This window comes from Meiothermus luteus (assembly GCF_003574085.1).
Classification (GTDB): domain Bacteria; phylum Deinococcota; class Deinococci; order Deinococcales; family Thermaceae; genus Meiothermus; species Meiothermus luteus.
The window spans coordinates 1-2,597 of record NZ_QWKZ01000175.1 but is presented as its reverse complement, the minus strand read 5'-3'; the positions used below and the strand labels follow the sequence as shown (position 1 = coordinate 2,597).

Sequence of the window (2,597 nt, the reverse complement as noted above, 5' to 3'; positions counted from 1 at the left end):
TGGCACAAGCGGATGAGGGGGTGGTAGTGATATGACCCGCTACCCCCACCTACCCCCCGCTGTACTACGACTGCTCGAGGCTGGCCCCTGGGAAGGAACCCCCACCTCGCTATACTCCGACCTCGAGGCCCACCGGGTAGAGCCCTGGCCCGCTAACCCGGTGAGCCTGAGCCTGTGGCTCAAGCACCACGCCCTAGAGCACGGCATCCAGGTGGACTTCCACCACACCGGGGAGCGCCGGGTATTGCGGCTGGCACGGGTGGCTAACGGGTTGAAGGGTGCAAGCGAACCGAAACATAGCGCAACGATTCCGCCGCATACCGACGCGTTTTGGAGCTTCCCCACCTGGCCCGCTCTGCTCGAGGCCCTGCCCGCTCTGCTCGAGGCGGGTGAGTCCTACTACACCCTGGCCTTCGACCTGGGGGTGAGCCGGATCAGCCGCACCGTCCCCGCTTCCTGGCTACCCCTGGTGCTGAGGGAATGGGCGGCACAATACCCACAACCCCGCGAGGTGCGTATCTACCGGGGAGAGGTGGAGGTATCCACCGTATGGCCTTTGGGATAGTGTCAGAATTTGTCGCTATGAAAAACTGACGTTCAAGTTTTGAATGGACGGCATGAAACTACACCCAGCCTGCGCCGTGACCCTGACCCCTTCTGCCGTGAAACAGCACCAGCAAAATGTTCGTTTATAACCATAAGCGCACTTTGACCATTGAGAACACAGTGATAAAGTGGTTGTGTATGCCAAGAGGACAGAACCTACACCGGGTTAGACAGCCCAAGGAAGTCCGGCTCAAGCAGCTAGGGCTCAACACGCCCTTGAAGCCGGGGGAGAGAAGTGTGCTGGTGCGCGTCCGACTGCACGAGCCGTGGGCGAAACGCCTGCTGGAGATGACCCCCCAGGAGCGCGGGGAGGTCTTCATGGCCGGGGTGGAGGCCCTGCAAGGGAGGTAGCCATGCCTAGAAAGCGCGGTAAGGGTTCAGGAACAACCTACTACCACAAAGGCTCTGGCCGCTGGTGCGCCGAACTGAACCTGGGCTTTGATGCTGAAGGTAAGCCCCTCCGGGTGCGCGGCTACCACAAGACCCGCAAAGAGGCTGAGGCATGGCTGGCAGAACAGGCTACGCTCTATCACAAGGGCCTGCTTGCCAACCCCTCGAGCGTCACCCTGAAGGACTGGGCCATACGCTGGCTCGAGCGCAAAGAGCGGGAGGTCAGGCCCAGGACGGTAGAACTCTACAAGCAAGAGCTGGGCTATGCCCTACCCGGCGTCAAGAACCCCCAGGCCCGCGACCCCCTGGGTAGCCTGCCCTTGCAGAAAGTCACCCCTTCCCACATCCGGTCAGTGCTGGATGACCTGGGCAAGCGCTACAGCCTTCGCACCGTAAGGCAGGTCAGGCAAAGACTCTGGCAGGTATGCCGGGATGCCCTGGACATGGAGCTCATCCACCGCAACCCGGTAGAGCCGGTGAAGATCAAGGCCCCCCGCGACCAGGCCAAGACCAAAGCGGGGAGGGCCCTCGAGCTCCACGAGGTGCAAGCCCTGCTCACCGCCCTGGACGCCCACAGTGACCCCAGAACCGCCCTTGCCTTGCGCCTGATGCTGAACTGTGGACTACGCCGGGGTGAGGCCCTGGGCTTGCAGTGGGGAGATATTGACCTGGAAACCGGAACCATCGAGGTTCAACGGGTGTGGAGCGAGTCGGGGGGGAAGCCGGTGCTGACCAAGCCCAAGACCCACTCGAGCGCTCGAACCATACCCATCCCCAGGGCAACCCTCGAGCGGCTGAGGGCTTACCGGGACTGGTGGAGGGAGAAGCTGGGAGAGTACCCACCGGCTGAGATGTGGGTGTTCCCCGGAGACGACCCCAGCAAGCCCCTAAACCCCCATGCCCCCAGTTGGGCGCTTCGCCGTATCGTGGCAAGGCTGGGAATCCCTCACGTCCGGGTACATGACCTTCGCCACAGCTACGGTTCCCACCTGCTGGCTAATGGCGCTCCCCTCGAGCTCGTATCCGAGCGGATGGGTCACAGCAACCCCAATATCACCCTGGGGGTGTATCGTCACCTGCTCCAGCACGAGCGGCAAGGCTGGGTACTGGACATGGAGGACTTGCTCCAGCCCAGGGCGCAAGCCTGAACCCATAAACCGTAGAATCACCGTAAAAACGAAGAACCGGGGTTTGTGCTACCCCGGTTTTCTTCGTCCTGGATTGGTGCCAAGGGGCGGAATCGAACCGCCGACACTGCGATTTTCAGTCGCATGCTCTACCGACTGAGCTACCTTGGCAAGGATGGCGCTCCGGACGGGACTTGAACCCGCGATCTCCCGCGTGACAGGCGGGTATGTTGACCAGCTACACCACCGGAGCGTGCGCCCTGTACCGGAGCCGTCCGAACGGGCAATAGGATAATAGCGGCTGAGAGAATGGGTGTCAAGCTGAACCGGGCTTGCCTAGTAAATCGCCTTGTACCCCGGAGGAGGGAAAAGAGAACCCTGAGGCCATAGGCCAAAAGCTCCAAGAACGCCCGCACCATCGCCGTCTTCGGCTTCCGCTCCGCCAAGTACCCTCCCCTAAGCCCCGTCTTCATC

The 2,597-nt window shown here is 62.0% G+C and carries 3 protein-coding genes and 2 tRNA genes; 3 read left to right on the top strand and 2 right to left on the bottom strand.

Annotation, left to right across the window (positions count from 1 at the left end; translation table 11 throughout):
* Positions 1-31: 31 nt before the first annotated feature.
* The 3 genes from Mlute_RS14845 to Mlute_RS14835 all read left to right on the top strand — a co-directional run bounded on the left by Mlute_RS14845 (position 32) and on the right by Mlute_RS14835 (position 2,144).
* Positions 32-565, top strand: coding sequence for a hypothetical protein (locus tag Mlute_RS14845; RefSeq protein WP_119361303.1), 534 nt, complete (start codon positions 32-34; stop codon positions 563-565).
* 179 nt (positions 566-744) lie between these two features.
* Positions 745-957, top strand: a complete 213-nt coding sequence (locus Mlute_RS14840; RefSeq protein WP_063843353.1) for a hypothetical protein — start codon at positions 745-747, stop codon at positions 955-957.
* 2 nt (positions 958-959) lie between these two features.
* The gene (locus Mlute_RS14835) at positions 960-2,144 is read left to right on the top strand and encodes a tyrosine-type recombinase/integrase (RefSeq protein WP_119361302.1); all 1,185 of its coding nucleotides are present in this window, start codon (positions 960-962) and stop codon (positions 2,142-2,144) included.
* Positions 2,145-2,218: 74 nt separating this feature from the next.
* On the opposite strand, the gene Mlute_RS14830 is transcribed toward Mlute_RS14835, so the two are convergent.
* A tRNA-Phe gene (locus Mlute_RS14830) sits at positions 2,219-2,294 on the bottom strand.
* A 5-nt stretch (positions 2,295-2,299) separates the two neighbouring features.
* Positions 2,300-2,376 (bottom strand) — tRNA-Asp (locus Mlute_RS14825).
* Positions 2,377-2,597: the final 221 nt, after the last annotated feature.

Coding starts and splice junctions, on each gene's coding strand:
- Mlute_RS14840 (WP_063843353.1), top strand. CDS start 745: ATGCCAAGAGGACAGAACCTACACCGGGTTAGACAGCCCAAGGAAGTC.
- Mlute_RS14845 (WP_119361303.1), top strand. CDS start 32: ATGACCCGCTACCCCCACCTACCCCCCGCTGTACTACGACTGCTCGAG.
- Mlute_RS14835 (WP_119361302.1), top strand. CDS start 960: ATGCCTAGAAAGCGCGGTAAGGGTTCAGGAACAACCTACTACCACAAA.